The organism is Phycisphaerales bacterium, assembly GCA_035627955.1.
Taxonomy (GTDB): Bacteria; Planctomycetota; Phycisphaerae; order Phycisphaerales; family UBA1924; genus JAEYTB01.
This window is the reverse complement of record DASPKU010000006.1, coordinates 328,126-350,292: the sequence shown is the minus strand read 5'-3', so window position 1 is coordinate 350,292 and position 22,167 is coordinate 328,126. Positions and strand designations below refer to the sequence as shown.

Here is a 22,167-nt window from a genome sequence, read left to right as displayed (position 1 = left end):
CGATCACGAGTCAGCTGCCCGAGCCCTCTTCGACGATCACCTCGTCCGCACCCTCGGGCTGGGAGGCGCCGATCATGCGGTGGAGCAGCACCACGCCGGGCCAGAAGTTCGGCGCAGCCATCGCGACTGTCAGGAACGAGCGCTCGTCCCCAGCCCGGTAGAGGAAGAACGACCCTTCCTTGGCCGACTCGCGGTCGATATCGGTGTAGGGGACTCGCTCGCCCTTGTACTTGCCACGCCGGGGCGTCAGCCCTTGATCCGAGAGCGTGCCCGCACTGCACCATTGAATCGACTCACCCGCCAGGAGCCGGTCGGCCATGCGGTCGGCGATGATCTCGGCGACCATGTCGCGCACATAGTCGAGCTCGTCGACCGCGACGACCTCCTTGGGACCGAACAGTTTGCGGGCTTTCACCTTCGTCTTGTGGTTGTTGGTGAACGACACCTTGCGCTTGTCCTCGGCCTTGAGCGTGAACGTGACGTTCGCCCCCATGGGGATGCCGTGGACGTACTGCTTGACGACACGGTACGTGAGCTCGGAAGCTTCGACCCAGGGGATCACTGTCCGTGGCTTTCTGCCGATGAAGTGAGCGACGCCCTGCTCATAGAAGCGGTACGTGGTCCTCGCCTGGCGGACGCACAGGTAGGCGAGGGCGAGGAAGAGGACGCTGAACGCCAGCATCACGCTGGCGCCGGCCAGCTCAGGTGGCTTGGCGAAAGCGAGGGCGATCGCGCCGGGTACCAGCAGAAGGCCGATCGCGCCGAATACCACCCCGAGGATCCAGTACAGCACGCGCGACGAGCGCTCGCACACGAACGCGCCCAGGCCGAGGTCGGTCGCGTTGTTCACCTGCTGATCGGGATGACCGAGGGTGCCCATGGCACCGATCCTAACATGCACGCGACCGGCCGACCAAGCCGATCGCCTGGCACGCGACCAAGCCCCGGAGCAGCGATGGAACCACGCCTGAAGTACCCCAAGGTGGTGCCCAGCCTGATGCAGGCGATGTCGAACGTCGAGGCGGAGATCGCCCGCGTGGGTGTCGAGCCCTCGCTGCTCGAGCTCGTGCGCATGCGGGCCTCGCAGATCAACGGGTGCGCGTACTGCCTGGATGCGCACTGGAGGGACTCGAAGGCGGCGGGGCTTTCGGACCAGCGGCTGTACTCGCTGCCCGCGTGGCGTGAGACCCCGTTCTACACCGAGCGCGAGCGGGCCGCGCTGGCGCTGTGCGAGGCCATGACCGACGTAAGCGGGACCCACGTGCCCGATGAGGTCTTCGCGGCGGCACGCCCCCACTTCTCCGATGAGCACCTGGTAACGCTGGCGTGGGCGATCGCGGCCATCAACACCTGGAACCGCATGGCGGTGACATTCCGCGCCGTGCCGCGGGCGGCGACACCATGATCGCGGAGCTCTCCATCCAGACGCCCGGACAAGGGTTGTACGAGTTCACGGACGAGGTCCGCGCGGCCGTGTGCAAGTGGCACGCAAGCACCACGAGCCACGAGGGGCTGTGCACCGTCTTCGTGCGGCACACGTCGGCGAGTCTGTTGATTCAGGAGAACGCGGACCCTTCGGCCAAGCGCGATTTGGAGGCGTGGCTCAATCGGCTGGTCCCCGAGAACGACCCTGAATACACGCACACCGCCGAAGGGCCCGACGACATGCCCGCCCACCTCAAGGCCGCGATCACGCCGGTGTCGCTCGCGATCCCGATCATGAACGGCAAGCTGGCGCTTGGCCGCTGGCAGGGCATCTACCTCTGGGAGCACCGGTCATCGCCGCATACGCGCAGCGTGATCGTGCACATCGCCTAACGCTCCACCAACCAGCGCAGTGCGTACCCTCGCAGACCATGCGAGCCGTCGTCCTCCAGCGTCAGGGCAGCCCCGTTACCCCCAACGTGCAGTTCCAGACCGACTGGCCCGAGCCCACGCCGCCGCCGCCGGGCTGGGTCACCATCCGCACGCTCGCGAGCGCGTTCAACCAGATGGACCTGTGGGTTGGGCGCGGCATCGGCGCCCTCACGCTGACCTACCCGCGGGTGAGCGGGTGCGACGCGTGCGGCGTGGTCGAATCGCTGGGCCAGGGGGTTGACCCCGCGTGGGCGGGGCGGCGGGTAGTTGTGAACGCCGCGATGGAAGTCGCACCCCGCACCCACCCTGATGACCCGCCCGCTTCGACGCTCGCCCCGGCGTACGAACTGATCGGCGAGCACCACAACGGCATGTTCATGGAGCGGTTCAACGCCCCGGCGCTCAACCTCGCGGATGTGGGGGACGCCGATCCTGTCGAAGCAGCAGCGTTCGGGCTCTGTGGCCTCACGGCGTACTCGATGATCATGACCAAGGGCCAGCTGCGGCCGGGGCAGTCGGTGCTCGTCACCGGCATTGGCGGCGGCGTGGCGACGTCCGCGCTCGCGATCGCCAGGCACCTGAACTGCCCGGTCGCTGTCACCAGCCGGCACCAGTGGAAGCTCGACCGCGCGAAAGAGCTTGGCGCTGACTTCGGCATCCTCGACCAGGGGCAGGACTGGTCCAGGGACCTCCGCGGGTGGACGAAGAAGCGCGGCGTGGACATGGCCGTGGATTCGGTGGGCAAGGCCACGCACCTGACGTGCATCAAGTCGCTCGCCCGCGGCGGGGCATACGTCACGCCGGGCGCGACAACTGGCGGCGACGCCGTGACGGACCTCACGCGCGTGTTCTGGAATCAGTTGCGGATCCTGGGCTCCACGATGGGCACCAACGCGGAGTTCCAGGAAGTGACGGCTCTCTTCCGGGCGGGGCGGCTTAAGCCCGCGATCGACCGGGTGTTCAAGGCCGAGCACGCCGGCGAGGCGTACTCGCGCCTGGAGGCGGGCGAGCAGTTCGGGAAGCTTGTGCTGACGTGGTGAGGCCGCGGCAGCCGAGTTTGCAGTCAGCTGCGATCGGTTACATCGCGCACAAAGGCCCGGAACTTCTCCTGAGACGGGAAGATGAGCCCGAGCGCCGCCAGCGAGAGCGCCGGCGCGATCAGGGCGAGCATGTTGCCCGTCAGCATGAACGCCACGGCCCCAAAGAGGCCGGGGCCCTCCAGCAGCGCCCCGCGAACGATCACAGCGCTTGAGTACGCCGGCAGTAGGTCGTCCTCATCGCCCTGACCCGAGCCGTTGTTCCACTGCGCTCGCGCCTGGCGGACCATCACCGAGTTCATGACGACGGACATGATCGCGCAGACGGGCCAGAGCGCGGCGAGCACGTACAGCAATATCTCCAGCCCGTGCTGCGGCTGCTGCACGCCCATGTGCACGAGCATGAACATCACCGCGCTGGCGGTGAGCAGGCCGAACATCAGGGCTGCAACCATGACCTGGGTGACGCGGATGGGCCCGGGCTGGCTGCTGTTCAGGGTTTCCATGGTGGGCAGCCTACCCGAGCCGGGGACCGCCTGCACCCGTGAATGCAATCCAGCAGCTCATTCTCCGCGAATCCACTGGGCACACGCAGGACCACGGATGGACCTCCGCCAGAAGCTCGCAATCCTTGCCGACGCCGCGAAGTACGACGCCTCCTGCGCGTCCTCGGGCTCGACGCGCTCCAACCGGGGGCAGGGGCTGGGCGACACCGACGGCATTGGCATTTGCCACTCCTATACGCCCGACGGGCGGTGCGTGTCGCTGCTGAAAGTCCTTCTGACCAACTACTGCGTGTTCGACTGCCGGTTCTGCATCAACCGCGTGACCAGCGACGTTGCACGCGCCCGCTTCAACGTGGAGGAGGTCGTGTGGCTCACCATGGAGTTCTACAAGCGCAACTACATCGAGGGCCTTCTCCTTTCCTCGGGCATCATCCAGTCGCCCGACTACACCATGGAGCAGCTAGCCGAGGTGGCACGTCGCCTGCGCGAGCAGGAGAAGTTCTTCGGGTACATCCACCTGAAAGCGGTGCCCGGCGCGGACGCGGCGATCATCGACCGCGCCGGCCGCTACGCCGACCGGCTCTCCGCGAACGTGGAGCTGCCGACCGACGAGGACCTCAAACGGTTCGCACCGGAGAAGAGCCTGCGAACCGTTGAACTCACCATGTCGGCCATCCGCGACCGTCACCAGGCGGCGAAGGACGAGCACCGCTCGGGGAAAAGCGGCGGGGCCGAGTCGCCCCGGTTCACACCCGCGGGGCAGAGCACGCAGCTGATCGTCGGAGCTTCGCCGTCGCCGGACGCCGTGCTGCTTTCGCGCGCGTCCACGCTGTACCGCGAGCAGGGTCTTCGGCGGGTGTACTACTCCGCCTTCAGCCCAATCCCGCACGCGGACTCGTCGCTGCCGGCCGTCACGCCGCCGCTGATCCGCGAGCACCGGCTGTACCAGGCCGACTGGCTCATGCGGCACTACGGCTTCAAGGCGGAGGAACTGACCACACCGGATCAACCGGACCTGCCGCTGAACATGGACCCCAAGCTCGCGTGGGCGCTGCGGCACCGCGACTTCTTCCCCATCGACATCAACCGCGCCGGCAAGGCGGCGGTGCTGCGCGTGCCGGGGATCGGGGCGCGGAATGCCAGGAGGATCATCGAGGCCCGCCAGCACCGGGCGCTGCGGCTGGGCGACCTCAAGCGGCTGAAGGTGGCGCTCAACCGGGCGCTGCCGTTCATCGTCGCTGCCGACCACCACCCCGACACGAAGCTGCTCGACTCACCGAAGCTGAGCGCGGCAGTCGCGCCCAAAGACCATCAGCTGTCGCTCTTCGCCGCGGGCGTGAGCGCGCGGACGGGGCAGCTATGAGCCGCGTGGTCGCCGGCGCGGCACACTTCGAGTCCTGGCGCGCGAGCGTGCGCCCGCTCCTCGCGGCCGGACTCGGGCCCGACGAGGTTCGGTGGGTCGATCCATACGAACAGCAGGGTGTGCTGGCCGCGGCGGAGCCAACGGAATCGGCCCGTGTGGCCACCGACGCTGGCGGCGCTCCGCTCGTGCAGGCCACTCACATTGTCCCCCGCGAGTTCGTCCGCCTCGCCGAGCACGCCATCTGCCACCGCGACCCCTCGCGCTTCGACGTGCTCTACCGGGTGCTTTACCGCCTGACACACGAGCGCCGCTCGTTGTTGACTGACGCCGCCGATGAAGACGTGCACCGTTTCTACCTGCTTGTCAAGGGCGTGAGCCGCGATGCCCACAAGATGAAGGCCTTCGTGCGGTTCCGGCGCGTCGGGACGGAGGCGGGCGACCACTACATCGCGTGGCACCGGCCCGACCACCGCGTGCTCCCCATCGTCGCTCCCTTCTTCGCCCGCCGCTTCGGTGTGATGCGCTGGACCATCCTCACGCCCGTCGGCACCGCCGACTGGAACGGGGAGTCGCTCACCTACGGCCCGCCCGCGACACGGCGCGACGCGCCCACGGACGACACGCTCGAGGAGATCTGGCGCACGTACTACGCCAACATCTACAACCCCGCCCGAACGAATCTCCGCGTCATGCAGCGGGAGATGCCGGTTCGCTACTGGGGCAACCTCCCCGAGTCCGAGCTGATCGACTCCCTGGTGCGGGCCGCCCCCACGCGCGTGCAGGGCATGCTCAACAGCGACGCCGGCCAGGCCACCGGCGCCGCGGCCTACCTCCCGAGCGGGCCTGTCCTGTCGCTCAATCAACTCCGCGAGGCCGCGAGCACGTGCCAGGGCTGCGACATCTACTGCCGCGCTACCCAAACGGTGTTCGGCGAAGGGCCGGAGGACGCCCCGCTTATGCTGGTGGGCGAACAGCCGGGCGATCAGGAGGACCTCGCCGGACGCCCCTTCGTGGGGCCTGCGGGGGAGGTGCTGTCGCGGGCAATGGCCGAGGCCGGCATCCCCCGCCAGCAGACATACGTCACCAACGCCGTCAAGCACTTCAAGTGGGAGCCCGATCCCAACCGCGGCCTGCGCCGCATCCACAGCAAGCCATCCGCCCGCGAGGTCCGCGCCTGCCGCGCGTGGCTGGACCACGAGATCAACGTGGTGAAGCCAAAGGTCATTGTGCTGCTCGGCGCGACCGCGGGTCAGTCGCTGCTGGGAGCGCAGTTCCGGGTCAGCACGATGCGCTCCCGCCTGCTCACCGACACCCCGCTCGCCCCTGCAGCCCTCGTGGCCACCATCCACCCCTCGGCCATCCTCCGCACGCCCGACCCGGCCCTGCAGCAGCGCGAGTACCAGGCGCTGGTGGAGGACCTGCGGCTCGCGCACGCGGCGATCCGCTAAGCTCCCCGCATGCACACGATGACCACACGCCGCGGACTGTTCGCCGGCGCGATCCTTGTTCTCGCCCCCTTCGTATCGCCCACCTTGGGGCAGCAGGCTCGCGCCGAGCGCGAGCAGGGCGTCACGTTCCGCATCTACCAGCTCGACCCTGCGGCCACAATCAACCACATCCCGCAGCTCGCGGAGAATCAAACGCCCAACATCGATGAGCTCCGCCCATCAATCAGCTTCCAAGACGGGGGGTTCGCTCCGGTACCCTCGCCCTTCCTGACCATCGTGCTCGCGGAGCTCGATATCCCTGCTCCGCCGCCCGCGGGCGAGCGCACGACCTCCGGCGACAGCAGCTGGGCCTACCGCTTCCGCCTGACATCCGACGACGGCTCACGCCTGCGGCTCGATGGGCGCGTCATCATCGACCACGACGGCAAGCACGCGGCCACCCCCAGTGAGAGCGGCGCCATCGAGCTTTCTCCCGGCCGCCACTCGCTCCAGCTCGAGCACTTCGACGCGGGCGGTCAGAAGCTGCTCGCGCTCGAGTGGCAGACCCCCGGATCGAACCGCTTCGTGCCCATACCGCACGATCGCCTGTGGGCCGAAGCGGACGCCGCTCGAGTGACGAGCCCCGGTCCCAAGCGCATCCGAAGCGCGGTGCCGCAGCGCCCGGGCGATCAGTGCCCCGTCGCGGGCGTGCATCCCTCGTTCGAGCTCGACACGATCGAGATTGAGGGGTTCGAGCCACGCGTGGGAGCGATGTGCTTCCATGGTGACCGCCTCATCATCGGAACGTTCGACCCGTTGCAGCGCACCGGCGAGGCGCTGCCGGACATCGACACCAAGGAGCCCGACAAGCTCTACGCGATCGCGGGGCTTACGCGTGAGGGCGGGAGGCCTGTACTCAGCGTGTGCGCCGATGGTCTCTACGAGCCTTGCGGCCTGGTGAGCGTCGGAGATGCTCTGTACGTCTCGCACCGCAAGGCGATCACGAAGCTGACCGACACCGACGGCGACGGCTACTTCGAAACGCACGAGACCGTGGGCGACGGCTGGGAGGGCTGGAACTACCATCAGTTCAACTTCGGCCTGGTGCACAAGGACGGCAAGCTCTACTCCGCGCTCTCGACCGCGATGGCGCCGCCCAAGTGGGAGGGAATGGGGACGAACGCCGCGCCCAACGGGCCGATGCGCGGCGGCATTATCGAGACCGACCTCAGCAGCGGCCTCTCGCACGTGATCGCCGGCGGCTGCCGCACCCCGAACGGGCTGGGCCTCGGGCCCGGGGGCGAGCTCTTCTACTGCGACAACCAGGGCACGTGGATGCCCTGCAACCAGCTCACGCACGTCGTGCCGGGGCGGTTCTTCGGTCACTACAACAACACGAAGGTGGTGCCGCAACTCGCTGCGCGTTACCCGGCGGGCGGGCACGCGAGCTCGCTGGGTGATCTGCCGCGGACACCAGCGACGCTGCTGCTCCCGCAGAGCGAGGTGAGCAACTCGCCGACGCAACCCACTCTCATCGAGCATGGGCCCTACAAGGGCCAGATGCTGATCGGGGAGCTCACCGCCGGCGGTCTGCGGCGTGCGTGCCTCGAGAAAGTGCGCGGGCAGTGGCAGGGCGCGGTCTTCCAGTTCTCACAAGGGTTCAACTGCGGCATCAACCGTGTCGCGTGGGGGCCCAACGGCGCGCTGTACGTCGGAGGCATCGGCGCGGGCGGCAACTGGAACTGGAAGGACAAGCGCTTCGGCCTTCAGCGTCTCCGGTCGAGCGGGCGCACCGCCTTCGAGATGCTGAGCATGCACGCAACCGCGGCCGGGTTCGAGGTCCGCTTCACACTTCCCGTGGACCGCGCGTGGCTCTCAAACCCGCGGAACTTCGAGGTGCGGCAGTGGACATATGCCCCGACGGCCGAGTACGGCGGTCCCAAGATTGACGACCACGCGCTACGCGTGGCGAGCGCGACGCCGAACGCCGATGGCACCGCCGTCACGCTCACGATCCCCGGGCTCAAGCAGGGCTACTGCGTCTACCTCCGCACCGACCCGGTCTCGACCGGCGGCGAGCCCATCTGGTCCACCGAGGCGTGGTACACGCTCAGCCAGATTCCCGCCGCGGAGAGCAGCATCCCGGCAACGGTGCTGTCGCAGCTCGGTGGGGTGTACGGGGTCGGCGCCCTCCCGCTCGCGGACGCCGCCACCCTCATCGGGCGCGGCCCCACCGCGAACCTGACGACCGTGCGAACCTTCGAGCCCGGAGCGAACCTCACGCAAGACGACCTCCTCGCCGCCCCCGAGTTCATCGAGATGATCCCGGGGCATGGGGACCACACCTCTCGCACCTCGCACGCCGACTGCAGGCTGCACATCGAGTGGTACTGCCCACCCGGCGGCACCGGGCAGATGGCCGGCAACAGCGGCGTCTACCTGCAGGGGCTGTACGAGCTCCAGGTGCTTGGCACCCTTGCGGGCCCGAACCCGCCGGGTCTGGACGAAGCGGCGGCGATCTACAACGTGAAGGCCGCGGACCGCAATGCTTCGACCGGCCCCGGCATATGGCAGAGCTACGACATCATCTTCCGCGCGCCGCGATTCGAAGGCGGTAAAAAGGTGCGGAGCGCGCGCGTGATGCTGGTGTGGAATGGCGTTCTCGTCCACGACGATGTCGAGGTGCCCGGCCCAACTGGATCGGCATCCGCTAAGGGCGAGCGCCCGCCGCCCGGCGGCACGGGACCGCAAGTCGGGCCTCTGCGGCTGCAGGAGCACGCCTCGGCCGCGGAGGGGCCGGTGCGCTACCGCAACTGCTGGATCACCCCGCTCGAGCCGCTGTCCACCTCAGCCGGCGAGTGGCAGCAGCCGTTCAACGGCACAGACCTGACCGGCTGGTCGGTCCACGGCGGCAACGCTATCTTCCGCGTCGAAGACGGTGAGGTCGTGGGCACCTCCGCCCCGAACACGCCCAACACGTTCCTTGTCTTCGACCGCCCGCTCGGTGACTTTGAACTGATCATGGAGGTCAGGCAGCACGCGGCGCTGAACTCCGGCATCCAGTTTCGTTCGCACGTGGAGGGCGGCCCCGCCAACCGTGAGGGCCGCCTGGTGGGCTACCAGTGCGAGCTCGATCCTTCCGATCGCGGGTTCACCGGCGGCATCTACGACGAGTCGCGGCGCGGGTGGCTGGTCCCGCTGACCCACGCCCCCTACGCCCGCACGGCATACAGGCCCGGCGAGTGGAACCGGGTCCGCATCGTCGCCCGCGGTCCGCTGATCCAGACGTGGGTCAACGGCGTCCCGGCCGCCACGATGTTCGATGCGGTGGACGCATCGGGTCACATCGCGCTCCAGGTGCACGACGTTGGCGCCAAAGCCGAACCGATGGAGGTGCGGTGGCGGAACATCCGGTACCGCGAGCTGGGGGAGAAGGCGGACCGCTAGCCGACCTCCGCGTCGCGCCCAACGCCGCTGCTGGTTTCCGGCGACTCGTCGCCCGTGCGGAGCGCCTGCGCGATCTTCGCGACGCGGGTGCGGAGGTGGCCGAACTGTGGGTCTTCCGCGAGGTGACGCTGGATGCTGCTGTCCACGCGGCCCAGCTCTTCGAGGACCACTGGCCGGTCCTCGCGCCGCGTGAGCGCGCCGGCGATGGTCGCGAGGGCGTCGAGCACGCGGTTGATCACCAGCGGGTGTGCCGCGCCGTATTGGCGGATGGGCTCGAACCCGAGGTGCAGAAGCTCCCCGAACGTCGGGTGCGGAGCGATTACCCGCACGACGCCCTTCTCATCCGCTCGGAACGGCGAGGGGATTTTCCGCTGGGCCATCTTGACGACTGCCGCGGTGAGGTGCTCCACGCACGCCACGGCAGTGAACGGGTCGTTGAGGGCGGGTGACAGTGCCCGCGCGGCGATCTCCACCAGCTGCCGTACGGCGAACTCCGGGTCCTGCGCGGGCGTGCGGCGGACGGACAGGGCGTAGGCCTGCGCAATCTGCGCGGCGACGCTCTCCGTCACCCGCTCCGCCGGCCACACCGACGCGCATGGCTGGCCCTTGATGACGTACCGTCCCACGCGGACCTCCAGCCGCACGATCAGGTCGTGCTCGACCGCGACGCGCATCACCTCGGGCAGGTCGAGCACCTCGATGTAGCCAGTGCCGATGAAGTTCACCTCGCGCCCGGGTTGGCCGCAGATTTCCGGCATGGGGGAGCTCGGGCCCCCCTCGCGCCCGACCTCCTCCGGGAAGAACTCGTCGATTTGTGCATCGAGCTCGCGCGCGACCATCGCGATCACCTGCGGCGCTTGGATCTGCACCGACACGTGGTGGATGAACGCAATCAGCACGCCCGCGGCGACGACCACCAGTGCGAGCCCCACGCTGACCGAAAGCGCCGGCGCGGCGACGCTCTGGCCCGTGGCCGCGCCGCCGCCGCCGATGGAACGCAGCACCAGCAGGCTGTAAAGGAACGTCGCCATGAATGCGCCGAGCGCCGCCTGATTCCAGCGGTCGCGCATGAAGTTCCGCAGCATGCGCGGGCCGAACTGCTGCGACGCCATCGACAGCGTCAGCATCATGATCGAGAACACCGTCGCGCCCACGGTGATCATCGAGCCCGCCACCGTCGACAGAACGGCACGCGAGCCCTCGACCCCGCCGGCGTTGAGCCACCGCGAGAGCCACGAGCCCCCGCCCACGCCCTCGCGGTCCAGGGAGAGCATGCACTCGGCCAGCACCACGCCGGCGACGGACATCAGCCCGGGGATGAACCAGTAACCGGTCCGCAGCCGTTCCTGGAGCTGGAGCACGTGCATCGGCACGCGACCAGCATGCGTCCGGCGCGCGGACGCGGCCTGAATCCTCGGCAAGCGCAGAAAAACGGGCCCCCGGAGATCAGGAGGGGCCCGTGTCCGCAACCCGTGTTGATGCTGTTTGTTCGTCGGGTGCGGTGACACGCCCACAAGCACCGAATGAAAACGTGAGAGTGCCCAGTCGGTGTTGGATGGGCACCACTCCCGCCCCGACTGATGCGCTTCAGTTCAAAAACGAACAAGGCCCCGCGATTCGCGGAGCCCTGCAGAAGCGAGGCGGACGGGACTCGAACCCGCAACCACCGGATCGACAGTCCGGTACTCTAACCAATTGAGCTACCGCCCCGACAGCCCACCGTCCTCATGACCGGTTGCCCGGGCACGTTGAGGTGGGGAATAAACGTAGTCAGCACAGGCCAAGTGTCAAGCCGGAACCGGCCTCAAGCGGGCCGGAACTCGCGACCGTATGGGCTTACTTGACGTCCGCCAGCTTGATGCTGGTGGGGTCCTGGAGAGACCAGGGCTGCCCGTCCTTGCCGACCTTCTTGCCCGCCATGAACATCACCACGCATGCGGCGATCAGGAAGGCGGTAGCGAGGGCGGCGAGGGCCGTGTAAACGTCAGGGGAGGCTCCGCGCTTGACGCGCCCACCCGGGAGTTGCATGCCGAACTGGCTCATGTCGTTGCTCCTGTAGAGGGCGGATCAGAGGTTGGTCTGGACGGTGTCGCCAACCTGGACCTGCTTGCCCTGGTTGGTCAGGATCATCTCGCCGATGGCGTGCTTGAGGTCGGGGTCCTGGTTGATCTGGATGCGGCCGATGAACTCATCACCACGGACGATGTGGAACACCATGTTGCGGCCAACACGGTCGTTGGCGCCCGCGCTGATCTTGACGATGGTCTTCTTGAGGGTGTCGTCGTAGGTGACGGCCTCGACCCGGGCCTTGATGTCGGGGGTCACGACGCCGGCCATGTTGACGCCGATGGCGGAGGGCTGGGAAGCGCCGCCAACCGCGCCGGCCGAGCCGCTGCGGGTGCCGTTGAGCATCTGCTCCTGGTTGCGCTTGGCCTCGGCGATCTGCTCCTGCAGGGCGCGGTAGTTCTGCTCAAGCACTTCGCGCTGGCTCTCGAGGTCGGCGATGCGGTCATCGAGCTCGGCCGCGCGGGTGCGGTGGTCGAGGTCGGACTGACGCAGGGCCGAGTTCTCGTCGCGGTAGTTCTTGATGATCTCGGCCTGGGTCTTGGTGGTCTCGCCCAGCTCCGCGATTTTGTTCACGATCGCCTGACGCTCGGACTCGGCCTTGACAACCGCGGTCCGCAGCGAGGCGTTCTCGGTCGCGAGGGTGTCCATCTCCTTCTTGAGGCCGAGGATCTGGTTGTTGAGGTGGGCGCGGTCCGCCTCGAGGCGGGTCTTCTCGGAGTTGTAGCTCGCGTTGTTCTGCGCGGCCGTCGCCTCCACCACCGTCACTCGACGCAGCGCGTTGCCGTAGTCGGCGGCGATACGGTCGGTGTTCACGGCGTAGGCGATCACCAGCGCGGACAGCGCCACGCTGAACACGGCGGCAAGGACAACGAGCGTTTTAGTCAAGACGTGCACGTGCAACTCCTGGACAGTTTGACGGACCCAGCCCGGGCCAGGGAGTCGGCCATCAAGCCAACCCCCGACGCACCCGCTCCATGCCGGAGCTTGGTGTCCGTTCCGAGCATTCGTTCAGCAGGGCATGGCGGTTCGCCACTTCCCGCAAGGCGGCATTGATACCCGAGGAACCTCCCACCTGTCAACAGGCCTCTGGAGGTGCCCATCCCCTGGACTGTCCACAATCCCTAGGGGAGCGGCCCACGGAGGAGGCCCCCCCGCGCGCCCTACCTGGTGACCGCGCCCCGTCCTGGGCCGGCGGACTTGAGCACTGCGGCCGCGGCGGCGACCCGTACCCCGGGGTAGGTGTCGCTCATCATGGCGTCGAGCTTGCCCCAGTTCTCGACCTTGCCGATCTGGCCGTAGACGAGTGCGACCTGGGAGCGGACGAGGGCGGACTTGTGGGTGAGGTAGCGGTCAGCGATGAAGGTGCCGTCGCCGTGCTTCATGGTGGCGAGGGCGCCGGCGATGGCGAGCTGCACCTCGGGCGGGTAGCCGTTGCCCTTCTCCAGGCGGGTGACCTTGGCCTCCCCGTAGGGCTTCTCGACCAGAACCTCCTCCTTGTACTCGGAGAGGGAGACGAGCTGGTGGATAGACTCGCGGTCGTTGACGTCGCCAAGTATCTGGCAGGCAAGGACTACGGCCTCGAGCTCGTCCTGGCGGGAGGGGTAGAGGGCGGCGCGGACCACGGGCCGCTGACGCTGGTCGCCCAGCTTGATCATGGCCTCCGCGACCTGCAGCTCGAAAAGGCGGACCTGGAGGGGCGAGACGTTGGGGATAGGGGACTTCAGCGACTGCTTGAGCAGCGGGAACGCGGAGATGTCGCCGAGTTCGCCCAGGATGTAGGCGACCTGCGCCCTCACCTGCGGCGACGGGTCCTTCAGGAGGAGGTTGGAGAGGGGCGTGCGGTCGACCTGAAGGCCGTTGCGGGCGAGCGCAAAGATCGCGGCGCTCTTGACATACGCGTTGCTGTCGTGCAGCAGGGAACGTGCCTGCGGCGCGAGCTTGGCCAGGCGGCCCTTGCCGACGGACATCGCGGCCACGGCGCGCACGCCGGCGTTCTCATCGCGCAAGCCCTTTTCGATGATGGACTTGAGCCGGTCGGGCGAGTGCAGGGCCGCTTCCACTGCGTTGGCCCGGAACTGCGGCGTCTCGCTCGCGATCAGCTCCTGCACGGTCGAGATCGCCCGTTCGCGGATGGCCGAAAGAGCCACCGGATCGGTTACGGTGAAGGGTGCCGCGGCGGCGCCCATGGCCCCCGCGGGGCGGGAGGGCTGTGCGCAACCGCCTGCGAGAGCGACCATTACCGCCGTGACCCCGACCGCCGCGTACGCGTTCTTCATGATCTACCTCTTGCTCCCAGCCTGACTCTCTTCGCCCTGGAATCGGCCGGCGTTGCCTGACGCCCCCACTTACGCACGAACGTCACGAGCAGTGCGGCGGTAGTGAGCCCCAGAACCGACCAGGGGAACACGTTCCCCAGGCGCGCGAAAAGCGTGGTCCCGGTGCCGAGGGGCACTGATCCTCTCAGAATGCCATCAATCCGGCTCTCCTGCTGGGAGCCTTCGACGCCGCGGGAGAGAATGCGGCCTTGGGCGTCGATCAGGGCGGAGATTCCGGTGTTTGCGGCGCGGGCCATCGGGGTGGCGAGTTCAACGCAGCGCCAGCGGGAGATGTCGAGGTGCTGGGCGCGGGCGATGTCGGAGTTGCCGAACCAGCCGTCGTTGGTGAGGTTGGCGATCAGGTCGGCGCGGCGCTGGCCGTTCTCGAAGACGAGTTCGCGGCAAAAGCCGTTGACGGTGGACTCGAAGCAGATGGGGGCGACCACTCGGACAGTGGACCCGCTGGCCAGCGGGACGGGGATGACGGTGTGGCTGGTCCCCGGGGCGAGGTCGAACTTCATGCCCTGGGCGCCGACGCCGAAGGACAGCATCTGCTTCTCCAGCCACGGCCAGCGGGAGATGAACGGCATGGTCTCGCCGAAGGGGGTGAGCCGAACCTTGTCGTAGCGCTCGGGCTGGACCTGCCCGTTTACGACGAGGTAGGCGCTGTTGTGGCGGGCGTCGCGCTTGAGGCGCGGCTTCTCGGGGTCGGTGCGGTCGATGGTGAGGTTCACCAGGGCGTCCTCACCAACGATCATCGGAATGCCCATGTGGTGCTGGATGTCCATCAGGGCGTCGTAGAACGCGTCCATCGGACGCTTCTCGCCGTTGGGCAGCGTGACCATCTCGAGCGTCCAGCCGGGCATCATGGTCTCGGGCCAGAGGATGAAGTCCGGGCGCGGCTCGCTGGTGGCCATCGAGACCGTGAGGTTGCTGAATCGCTCCCAGTCGCGGATCTCTGCCTCTTCGGTCCAGGCGAGCTTGTTGCTCTGCGGAAGGTTGGTCTGCACGATGCCGGGCGTAACCGCCTGGTCACTCAAGGGCGTGCGATGGACCTGCACGCCGGCCGCGGCCCAGGTCACTATGAGCAGGGCCAGCGCCACCGCGGCCCGCACCCGCTCTCGCCCGCGACCAAGGATGACGTCGAAGATGGCGCTGGCGAAGAGCAGCGTCAGGAATGAGACGAAGTAGACCCCCAGCCACGATGCCGGTGTGGCAAGCGTCGTGCTGTGGATCAGGGGGTAGGGCATCAGCGCGGCCGCGTAGCCGCTCAGGAAGATCTCCCCGCGGAAGAACTCCACCGCGACCCACACCAGCGGCGCGAGGAGAAGCCAGGGCACGCGCGGGATGTGGGCGTGCAGGCGTCTTACCACAAGGAAGAACAGCGCCGTCCACGAGCACTGGAGGAGGATGAAGAACGGGAACCCCGGGGCGGTGACGTCGATCATCCACCACTCCCACACCAGCCACATGGGGCTAACGCCGAGCATGAGGAGGAGCGCGTCGCGCTTTGGGCGGTCGGTCCCGCGGCGCAGGTACCAGAACAGCGGCGTGGGGGCGATAAGGGCGAGGGGCCAGAGGTTCAGAGGCGGCCCGGCCACGAGCATGAGCGCGGCGTGCGCGAGCGCGGCCGCGAGGGGCGGCCACCATGGGGAACGACTGGTTTTCTGCGGCTCACTCACGAGCAGAGAGCGTAGGTGCGGCGTGGGCGCGAACAACAGAGGCCGGCCCTCTCGGACCGACCTCCGTCAGTTGAACCCGGGCTATGCCCGGCGCGGTTCAGGCCTGGCCGCAGCAGGTGCAACCCTCGCAGGCGCACTCGTCGCCGCAGGTGCAGTTCTCGCCGCAGGGGCAGCCGCACTTGATCTGGTCGGACATGGCAGACTCCTTTCGAAACCGAACACTTCGACGAGCCCGGAACGCCCGGGCTCACTCTCTGGGTCACTTTTTGGGCTGGCACCCGCCGCACCCGCAGCTGCAGTCGGGGCCGCAGCCGCACCCGCCGGCGCAGCAGTCGGTCAGGGCGTCGGAGAGGGCTCGGAACAGCCCCGCGGCCTCGGTGTACCGCACGTGGTACTTCACGACCCGCCCCTGCTTCTCTGACGCGAGCAGGCCCGCGTCCTCGAGGGCCGAGAGATGACGGGAGACGACGGACAGGTCGACCTTGGCGCACTCGGCGACCTCGCTGACGCTGCACGGGCGGGCGCACTTGGCGAGGGCCGCGAGCAGCTTGAGGCGGGTGGGGTCGGAGAGGGCCTTGAAGACGGAGGCGTCGAGCAGGCCGTCGATGGGCTGCTCGGTGCGGACGGCGGTGGCGGGGTCTCTTGGCGTTTTCTTGTTCATTTGCGTCACCATGCAAGTATACGGTTGTATGGGTCGCGGTCAAGAAAAATGGGGGTGGAATATCGAGGGGCTCTGCGATGACTGCGTCGCCGCCAACCCGGGGACTTCGCCCAGAGCGGCTCAGTCCCGGCGTCGCTGAAAGCGAGGCTCAGTCCTGGCTTTGTTGTTGGTTTACTTGCCCGAATAGTCGATGACGCGGGCGATCTCGCTGCGGAGCTGGTTGCGGTGGACGACGCGGTCCACCAGGCCGCTATTGAGCAGGAACTCGCTGCGCTGAAAGCCGTCGGGCAGTTCCTGGCGGATGGTCTGCTGGATCACACGCGGGCCCGCGAAGCCGATGAGGGCGTTGGGCTCGGCGAGGATGATGTCGCCCAGCATGGCGAAGGAGGCGGTCACGCCGCCGGTGGTCGGGTCGGTGAGAACGGAGATGAAGAGGCCGCCCTTTTCGTCGTAGCGGGCGAGGGCCGCGGATGTCTTGGCCATCTGCATGAGCGAGAGGCCCGACTCCTGCATGCGGGCGCCGCCTGAGCAGCTCACGATGACCAGCGGCAGGCTGGTCTTGGTCGCTTCTTCGATCGCGCGGGTGATCGTCTCCCCCACGACGCTCCCCATCGACCCCATCATGAAGGTGAGGTCCAGGCACACGACCATCGCCTCGCGGCCCTTGATGAACATGCGGCCTGCCTTGATGGCGTCCTGCTGCCCGGTCTTGATCTGCTCGGCGAGCAGGCGGTCCTTGTAGCCCTTGAGGTCCTTGAAGTTGAGCGGGTCGGTCGGGCGGAGGCCGGCGAACATCTCGACAAAGGAGCCCGGATCGGCGAGCTGGCTCACGCGCTCGGTCGCGCTGATGCGGTTGTGGAAGTTACACTCGGGGCAGACGTGCAGGTTGGCCTCAAGGTGCCGCCGGTACACCATCTTCCCGCAGGAGTTGCACCGCAGCCACAGCCCCTCGGGGATCGAGGAGCGGCGGGCCGGGCGGACCTCATTCCACGTTCTGGTGCTCTCGGCGGAAGCTCGGGCCATCACACGATCCTCGCTGCGGCGCGGCCCCGGGCATCCAGCCCAGGCGTTCGATCAGCCTGGGGTAAGCCCCACGCCCTCCGCGCCAGTATCAAGTGTATCAAATGACCAGAGCCGGGGACGGGCTTCGGCAGCCCGCACAAAGGCCTATAACGCCTGAGGTCACGCGGCATTTCACCCCGTGGATGTGCGGGTCAGCAGGAGCCGCCGCCGAGCACGTGGAAAAAGGCCTCGATGTCCTGATCGGTGGCCGTGTCGCCGTCGCTGTTGAAGTCGGCAGAGCCGCATGTTGAGCAGCAGTTCCCGCCAAGGCACGCGAAGAACGCCTCGATGTCCTGATCGGTACCGGTGTCGCCATCGCCGTTGAAGTCGGCAGTCCAGCAGGGGTTGGAACCGCCGGCGACAACGCGGAGCTCGTAGCCAGTCGCTGCTTCGGCGAGTTGAAGGGCGCGACCGCCGGGGAGTTCAGGCAGTTGGACCGACGAGAACTGAACGCGTTGGTCACTGGCGGAATCCGCGAAAATCGGGACCGCATGCCCGACGCGGAGTACGTTCGGATTGGCCACCTGGAGCGCGAGTTCGCCAGCGCCATCGCCGCCATAGAAGGTCACCGGCGCGACCGTTGGAAGCTGCAGTGCGTCAACCTCGACCTCGAGACGCCCGCCCGTCAGGTACATGAGCGCGCTCACCGTTGCCTGCGGGGAGACCCGGACCACCGCGCCGTCATAGAGGCGGAGCCAACCGGCAGCGCACCCCGGGCCGAGGTCGAGCATTCCATAGACCGGGATCGAGCTCCCCGCGGTCGCACCCTCCCGGAGCCGGACTACGCCTGCGATAAGGGTGTTATCTCGGATGTTGGGGAGGCCGCCGTAAGGACCAGTGAATGTTGCATCTCCGCCGATCGATGCGCTGATGCCATTGAGATCAGGGCCCACCGAGCTGTTGATGAACGTGTGCGGGCCGCCGCTGATCGAAACGGAATCGCCTCCGATCCGGCTGTTGATCGCGGTGAGCTGACCACCGCTCTGGTTCACTGTCCACGCGGAGACGACTGCACCGCGCAGCTCGATCGTGCCTTGGCTCAGGAACTGGTTGACGGTGATGCTCCCGTACGCAGTGAGCCTCGAAGTGGCATCCACGCTGACGGACGAGATGAAGGAGAAGATCGAGGAGACCGTCGCGATTGCGCCCGACGAAAGGCCGATTCCGCTCAGTCCGGAGAGAACGCCGTCGATGGTTCCGTTCGTGATCGACACGTTTGGGGACGGGCCGCTGTCTTCGTATGGCCCCGGAGCGGCGCCGCGCAGCCTCGTCCAGTCGCTCGAGGCGCTGCCGACAACGAGCGCGTACATTCGCGCACCGCTTTGCGGCGCGAAGGTGATATCGCCGCCGATGAACTTCATCTGGTACAGCTTCACCGGGGCCGCGGCCGTGACTGTGTACGTTCCACCTACCGCGAAGACCGCCTGCTGGGTGGTCGTGGGCGGAGCGCCGCCCTGCCAGTTGCTCCCGACCCAGTAATCACCGCCTACGGGGTTGCTCCAGTGCACGTCCTGAGCGAGAGCGCCTGGGCAAGCCAAGAGGGCGGTGACGAGCATGGCCCGGACGGTGTGAGGGGGCATGTTGCTGCTCCGAGTGCGCTCACGGGCTGGCGCGTGCAGCCATTGTGACCACCCGCACCCGGCGCTCGCAACAGAAATAAGCGTCCGGTTTATCGGCCTGCTTGGCGTGGTGATTGCCCCTTCATCGCGCCGATCACCTCGCCCCACTTCTCCCGCGGCGAAGAGAACAGCGCCGAGCCAGTCACCATCACGTCGCACCCGGCCTCGCGGACGATGTGGGCGTTGGCGGGGGTGACGCCGCCGTCCATCTGCAAGCGCTGGTCCTTGCGCAGCTTGGCGGCAATCGCGCGGGTCTTGTCGAGAGCAGAGGCGATAAACGACTGGCCGGAGAAACCGGGGTTGACGCTCATCACCAGTACCAGGTCGGGCAGGTGGACGAAGGGCAGGATCTTCTCGACCGGTGTGGGCGGGTTGATGACCAGGCCGGCCTGCATTCCGAGCGAGCGGATGCGGGCGATCATCGGCTCGACCTGGTCGGGCGGCGTGACCTCCACGTGGAAGGCGAAGTGGTTAGCGCCGGCCTTGGCGAAGGGCTCAATGAACATGCCCGGGTTGGTCACCATCAGATGGACGTCGAGGTAGGCCTGCGGCAGGGCCTTGCGCAGGCACCGGCACAGGTCCGGGCCCATGGTCAGGTTGGGCACGAAATGGCCGTCCATGACGTCCAGGTGGAGCAGGTCGGCCCCGGCGGCCATTGCTGCCCGGCAGTCCGTTTCCATGTTGGCGAAGTCTGCGGAAAGCACGGACGGGGCCACCATGGGAAGCCTTGGAGGGTTCGCAAGAAGGTTGGGGGGCATGAAAGCACTGTACCGGGTGGAAATACGCGGTGCTTGCCCGCGTTGTGCTGCGTGAACCTAGTGCGCACTACCCTCGACCGAGGGCGTCCACCAGGTAGGATTAACCGAACTCTGTTCGGGGTGTGTGCCGCGAGGGGTTGAGCCCAGGAAGCTCGCCCTCAGGTGCCCCGGAAGCGAGCAAGAGCCATGTGCCAGAAGAAGACGTCGGGCCTTCCCAGCGGGATGAAGAGATCGCACGCACTGATCGCGGGCATGCTGCTCGCGGTGGTCGGCAGCACGGCCGTGCCGGCGTTCGCGCAGGGCGAGCGGCGGCGCGACGCGGGCAGCGGGCTCTCGCGCATGCAGTCGGGGGCGAACCGCGGGAATGAGGACAACCGGCGTGCGGCGCCGGCGCAGGCGCGTCCCGCGCCGCGCCCGAGTGCACCGGCGGGTCCGTCGCTGCAGAGGCCCTCGCAATCGCGGCCGTCAATGTCGCCCCCTTCGGCTCCTCGGATGTCGTCGCCTTCGCCGCGGATGTCGGCGCCGCCGCCCTCGATTCAGCGGTCGGAACCGCGGAGCATGCCGAGCGTGCAGCCACAGCCGCGCATGGCTCCTCAGCCACGGCTTGAGCGGCCGAGCTCGCGCGGCGGGATGCCCGGCGCACGCTTAACGCCCACGCCCACGATTCAGCGTCAGCCCAGTGTGGAGCGTGACCGCACGCCCGCGCCGGCGGTGCGGCCCAGCGAGCCGCGTCAGGCCGCGCCGCGCGTCGCGCCTCAGCCTTCGTTTTCGCGTCCTCAGCCGGCCCCACAGCGGACCTCTCGTGGCGGCATGCCAGGGGGTCGCCCTGCTCCGCAGCCGAGCGGGCGCGACGAACAGCCTGCCCCGGCGCCGCGGGTGGTGACGCCGTCCCAGCCAACGACGCAGCGATCCACGCCCGTGCCGAGCCAGCCGCGCCTGAATACCTCGCGTCCTCCGGAGCGGAATACGCGCGATTCGCGGGGCGGGATGCCGATCACGCGCAGCGTGACGCCGGACCGCAACGGCGACGAGCAGCCGCGGGTGGATTCGCCGCGTTCGGGTAGTCCGACCACCTCAGCACCCACGCCGCGCACCGAGCAACCCCGACTGGGCACCGGCAGCACGCGTGGCGAACGCGTCACGCGCGGCGGCATGCCGCTGACGCAGCGGCACCTGCCCCCCGCCGAGCCGCGTGGCGGTGGCGATACCAACTCCGGACGCGACCGTGACCATGACCACAATGGGCGCGACGGGCGCGGCGGGCGCGGCGGGCGTGACTGGCACGACCGCGACCACGGCGATCGCGACCGCCACTGGCGCGACCGCCACTGGCGCGACCGCGACCATAATCACCGCTGGGGCGGCCGGGATCGGCACCACTGGCGCCACCACGATCACCACTGGGGCCATCATCACCACCACTACAACACGTGGCGTCACCGCCACAATGATTGGTGGATCGGGTTCTCGTTCGGGCCGAGCTACTCGTACAGCAGCTGGACCCCCTACTACGGCTGGGGCACGCCGCTGTACTACTCAAGCTCGTACTCGCCCTGGCACCGCAGGTGGTGCGGGCCGACGTACTACACCTACAGCGATCCGCTGTGCCTGTCATCGTCGTACACGTACAGCTGGTACTACCAGCGTCCGCTGACGTACTCGCTCATTTACCCGGCGTATGAGACGACCAGCATCTACTACGACACGCCTGCGTACACCGAGACAACGTACTACTACGGCAGCACGATCCCGAGCTACTCGAGCAGCACGCTGCTGGACTACTCGGCCAAGCTGCCGGCGGACTACCGCGCGTACGCCGGGACCTATACGGAGCCGACCTACTCCGCGCCCGCGGATCAGGAGCCGGTGATCGTGTACCAGGCGACGCGTGACGCGGGCGAGATGGTGTGGTCGGACACCCCCACCACCATCGTGAACTCGCTGCTCAACAGCGGAGATCGCGGGCGTGAGGCGCAGCGATTCCTGGGCCGCACGGTTGCGGGCGCTTGGGAGGTGACGTTCGAGAGCGCCCGCCGCACGGCTGACGGCATGGAGCTCACGACCCGCGGCACGATGGACGCGGGCACGGGCGTGCGGCCCACGATCCTGGTCAACCTGCAGCGCGTCGAGTCGGGCCTCGAGCCCGGGCAGCGGCTGTCGATCACCGGGCGGCTCGTTGAGCTCTCCGTGAACGACCCGGAGAACGCGGGCGGGCTGCTCGTGCTCGACGAGGCCGATGTGAGCTGGTGAGCGAGCGACCTGCAGAAGTGAAGTGAATGAGAGTGGAGGCTCCGTGTGGAGCCTCCTTTCTTTGCGCCCTGCGAGTTCACCCCGGCATCGTGTCCTCATTTTCGCTCACCGGTTTC

At 67.9% G+C, this 22,167-nt stretch carries 19 protein-coding genes and 1 tRNA gene; 7 read left to right on the top strand and 13 right to left on the bottom strand.

The window, feature by feature from the left end; all coding sequences use genetic code 11:
- Positions 1–10: 10 nt before the first annotated feature.
- On the bottom strand, positions 11–880 hold the full coding sequence (locus VD997_06040; protein ID HYE61535.1) for a DUF6585 family protein: 870 nt from the start codon (positions 878–880) through the stop codon (positions 11–13).
- Positions 881–955: 75 nt separating this feature from the next.
- Here VD997_06040 and VD997_06035 point away from each other — a divergent pair, with 75 nt between their 5' ends.
- Genes VD997_06035 through VD997_06025 form a run of 3 tightly spaced genes read left to right on the top strand, consistent with a single transcriptional unit; the run spans position 956 to position 2,897 of the window.
- Positions 956–1,405, top strand: coding sequence for a carboxymuconolactone decarboxylase family protein (locus VD997_06035; GenBank protein ID HYE61534.1), 450 nt, complete (start codon positions 956–958; stop codon positions 1,403–1,405).
- Entirely contained in the window at positions 1,402–1,818 is a 417-nt protein-coding gene (locus tag VD997_06030) for a secondary thiamine-phosphate synthase enzyme YjbQ (protein ID HYE61533.1), read from the top strand. Before VD997_06035 ends, VD997_06030 begins: the two co-directional genes overlap by 4 nt.
- Positions 1,819–1,856: 38 nt before the next feature.
- A complete protein-coding gene (locus tag VD997_06025; protein ID HYE61532.1) occupies positions 1,857–2,897 on the top strand; it encodes a zinc-binding dehydrogenase in 1,041 nt (346 codons plus the stop codon).
- Positions 2,898–2,920: 23 nt separating this feature from the next.
- On the opposite strand, the gene VD997_06020 is transcribed toward VD997_06025, so the two are convergent.
- Positions 2,921–3,400, bottom strand: coding sequence for a hypothetical protein (locus tag VD997_06020; GenBank protein ID HYE61531.1), 480 nt, complete (start codon positions 3,398–3,400; stop codon positions 2,921–2,923).
- A gap of 97 nt (positions 3,401–3,497) precedes the next feature.
- Between VD997_06020 and VD997_06015 the strand changes: the two genes are divergently transcribed.
- The 3 genes from VD997_06015 to VD997_06005 are packed head-to-tail and all read left to right on the top strand — an operon-like array spanning position 3,498 to position 9,637.
- The gene (locus tag VD997_06015) at positions 3,498–4,763 is read left to right on the top strand and encodes a putative DNA modification/repair radical SAM protein (protein ID HYE61530.1); all 1,266 of its coding nucleotides are present in this window, start codon (positions 3,498–3,500) and stop codon (positions 4,761–4,763) included.
- Positions 4,760–6,211 (top strand): UdgX family uracil-DNA binding protein, encoded by a 1,452-nt coding sequence (locus tag VD997_06010; protein ID HYE61529.1) that lies wholly within the window; start codon positions 4,760–4,762, stop codon positions 6,209–6,211. Before VD997_06015 ends, VD997_06010 begins: the two co-directional genes overlap by 4 nt.
- Positions 6,212–6,220: 9 nt before the next feature.
- Positions 6,221–9,637 (top strand): family 16 glycoside hydrolase, encoded by a 3,417-nt coding sequence (locus tag VD997_06005; protein HYE61528.1) that lies wholly within the window; start codon positions 6,221–6,223, stop codon positions 9,635–9,637.
- On the opposite strand, the gene VD997_06000 is transcribed toward VD997_06005, so the two are convergent.
- The 11 genes from VD997_06000 to VD997_05950 form a co-directional block, all read right to left on the bottom strand.
- Entirely contained in the window at positions 9,634–11,004 is a 1,371-nt protein-coding gene (locus tag VD997_06000; GenBank protein HYE61527.1) for a DUF2254 domain-containing protein, read from the bottom strand. The two genes, VD997_06005 and VD997_06000, sit on opposite strands and share 4 nt — an antisense overlap.
- A gap of 269 nt (positions 11,005–11,273) precedes the next feature.
- Positions 11,274–11,347: transfer RNA gene (locus tag VD997_05995), tRNA-Asp, on the bottom strand.
- Between the two features lie 126 nt (positions 11,348–11,473).
- Positions 11,474–11,680 (bottom strand): hypothetical protein, encoded by a 207-nt coding sequence (locus VD997_05990; protein ID HYE61526.1) that lies wholly within the window; start codon positions 11,678–11,680, stop codon positions 11,474–11,476.
- 24 nt (positions 11,681–11,704) lie between these two features.
- Complete coding sequence (locus VD997_05985) at positions 11,705–12,598, bottom strand: hypothetical protein (protein HYE61525.1); 894 nt, start codon at positions 12,596–12,598, stop codon at positions 11,705–11,707.
- A gap of 266 nt (positions 12,599–12,864) precedes the next feature.
- Positions 12,865–13,980, bottom strand: coding sequence for a HEAT repeat domain-containing protein (locus tag VD997_05980; GenBank protein ID HYE61524.1), 1,116 nt, complete (start codon positions 13,978–13,980; stop codon positions 12,865–12,867).
- Positions 13,977–15,701 carry an apolipoprotein N-acyltransferase gene (gene lnt, locus VD997_05975; protein ID HYE61523.1) on the bottom strand — a complete coding sequence of 575 codons (1,725 nt, stop codon included), beginning with the start codon at positions 15,699–15,701 and terminating at the stop codon, positions 13,977–13,979. The genes VD997_05980 and lnt overlap by 4 nt, the downstream gene beginning before the upstream one ends.
- Before the next feature lie 259 nt (positions 15,702–15,960).
- Positions 15,961–16,374 carry a metalloregulator ArsR/SmtB family transcription factor gene (locus VD997_05970; protein ID HYE61522.1) on the bottom strand — a complete coding sequence of 138 codons (414 nt, stop codon included), beginning with the start codon at positions 16,372–16,374 and terminating at the stop codon, positions 15,961–15,963.
- Positions 16,375–16,533: 159 nt separating this feature from the next.
- Positions 16,534–17,385 carry an acetyl-CoA carboxylase, carboxyltransferase subunit beta gene (accD, locus tag VD997_05965; GenBank protein HYE61521.1) on the bottom strand — a complete coding sequence of 284 codons (852 nt, stop codon included), beginning with the start codon at positions 17,383–17,385 and terminating at the stop codon, positions 16,534–16,536.
- 191 nt (positions 17,386–17,576) lie between these two features.
- Entirely contained in the window at positions 17,577–19,004 is a 1,428-nt protein-coding gene (locus tag VD997_05960) for a hypothetical protein (GenBank protein HYE61520.1), read from the bottom strand.
- Positions 19,005–19,093: 89 nt separating this feature from the next.
- Positions 19,094–19,762 (bottom strand): ribulose-phosphate 3-epimerase, encoded by a 669-nt coding sequence (gene rpe, locus VD997_05955; protein HYE61519.1) that lies wholly within the window; start codon positions 19,760–19,762, stop codon positions 19,094–19,096.
- Positions 19,763–19,959: 197 nt separating this feature from the next.
- Positions 19,960–20,142, bottom strand: coding sequence for a hypothetical protein (locus VD997_05950; protein ID HYE61518.1), 183 nt, complete (start codon positions 20,140–20,142; stop codon positions 19,960–19,962).
- A 646-nt stretch (positions 20,143–20,788) separates the two neighbouring features.
- Between VD997_05950 and VD997_05945 the strand changes: the two genes are divergently transcribed.
- A complete protein-coding gene (locus tag VD997_05945) occupies positions 20,789–22,051 on the top strand; it encodes a hypothetical protein (protein ID HYE61517.1) in 1,263 nt (420 codons plus the stop codon).
- Positions 22,052–22,167: the final 116 nt, after the last annotated feature.

Excerpts from the sequence above, each read along its gene's own strand:
- VD997_06040 (HYE61535.1), bottom strand. The coding sequence starts at position 880 with ATGGGCACCCTCGGTCATCCCGATCAGCAGGTGAACAACGCGACCGAC.
- VD997_06035 (HYE61534.1), top strand. The coding sequence starts at position 956 with ATGGAACCACGCCTGAAGTACCCCAAGGTGGTGCCCAGCCTGATGCAG.
- VD997_06030 (HYE61533.1), top strand. The coding sequence starts at position 1,402 with ATGATCGCGGAGCTCTCCATCCAGACGCCCGGACAAGGGTTGTACGAG.
- VD997_06025 (HYE61532.1), top strand. The coding sequence starts at position 1,857 with ATGCGAGCCGTCGTCCTCCAGCGTCAGGGCAGCCCCGTTACCCCCAAC.
- VD997_06020 (HYE61531.1), bottom strand. The coding sequence starts at position 3,400 with ATGGAAACCCTGAACAGCAGCCAGCCCGGGCCCATCCGCGTCACCCAG.
- VD997_06015 (HYE61530.1), top strand. The coding sequence starts at position 3,498 with ATGGACCTCCGCCAGAAGCTCGCAATCCTTGCCGACGCCGCGAAGTAC.
- VD997_06010 (HYE61529.1), top strand. The coding sequence starts at position 4,760 with ATGAGCCGCGTGGTCGCCGGCGCGGCACACTTCGAGTCCTGGCGCGCG.
- VD997_06005 (HYE61528.1), top strand. The coding sequence starts at position 6,221 with ATGCACACGATGACCACACGCCGCGGACTGTTCGCCGGCGCGATCCTT.
- VD997_06000 (HYE61527.1), bottom strand. The coding sequence starts at position 11,004 with ATGCACGTGCTCCAGCTCCAGGAACGGCTGCGGACCGGTTACTGGTTC.
- VD997_05990 (HYE61526.1), bottom strand. The coding sequence starts at position 11,680 with ATGAGCCAGTTCGGCATGCAACTCCCGGGTGGGCGCGTCAAGCGCGGA.
- VD997_05980 (HYE61524.1), bottom strand. The coding sequence starts at position 13,980 with ATGAAGAACGCGTACGCGGCGGTCGGGGTCACGGCGGTAATGGTCGCT.
- VD997_05970 (HYE61522.1), bottom strand. The coding sequence starts at position 16,374 with ATGGTGACGCAAATGAACAAGAAAACGCCAAGAGACCCCGCCACCGCC.
- accD (HYE61521.1), bottom strand. The coding sequence starts at position 17,385 with ATGGCCCGAGCTTCCGCCGAGAGCACCAGAACGTGGAATGAGGTCCGC.
- VD997_05960 (HYE61520.1), bottom strand. The coding sequence starts at position 19,004 with ATGCCCCCTCACACCGTCCGGGCCATGCTCGTCACCGCCCTCTTGGCT.
- rpe (HYE61519.1), bottom strand. The coding sequence starts at position 19,762 with ATGGTGGCCCCGTCCGTGCTTTCCGCAGACTTCGCCAACATGGAAACG.
- VD997_05950 (HYE61518.1), bottom strand. The coding sequence starts at position 20,142 with ATGCGCGAGAGCCCGCTGCCCGCGTCGCGCCGCCGCTCGCCCTGCGCG.
- VD997_05945 (HYE61517.1), top strand. The coding sequence starts at position 20,789 with ATGCCGATCACGCGCAGCGTGACGCCGGACCGCAACGGCGACGAGCAG.